Annotated in this window: 1 protein-coding gene; it reads right to left on the bottom strand. The window is 44.7% G+C overall.

Annotated features, from left to right (window positions below; all coding sequences use genetic code 11):
- On the bottom strand, positions 1 to 446 hold a 446-nt coding region (locus M3627_RS20495; RefSeq protein ID WP_251557279.1), incomplete at its 3' end, for a polysaccharide biosynthesis protein.
- Positions 447 to 465: the final 19 nt, after the last annotated feature.

Consider the following 465-nt stretch of genomic DNA (forward strand, 5'->3'; position numbering starts at 1 on the left):
GCCACAAACAGTTTGTCCGATGCCAATTTGGTCGCGCCATATAGATTCACTGGACTGGACGCTTTGTCAGTCGATAAGGCAACGACTTTTTTCACCCCTTTATCAATACAGGCATCAATTAAATTCATTGCGCCGTTGATATTGGTTTTGACACATTCAAACGGATTATATTCGGCAGTGGGCACGATTTTGGTTGCTGCCGCATGTACCACATAATCCACCCCATCAAGCGCGCGATATAGACGGTCTTTATCACGCACATCACCGATAAAAAAACGTACCCGCGGGTCGCCTTGATACAGTTTTGCCATTTCCCACTGTTTCATCTCATCACGCGACAGGATAATCAATTTTTTGGGATTGTATTTTTCAAGCGTCATCGGCACAAAGGTATGCCCAAATGAGCCTGTCCCGCCTGTCACTAAAATGGTTGAATTGCTTAACATAGTGCACTACCTATTATGG

Source organism: Psychrobacillus sp. MER TA 171 (assembly GCF_023713305.1).
Lineage (GTDB): Bacteria > Bacillota > Bacilli > Bacillales_A > Planococcaceae > Psychrobacillus.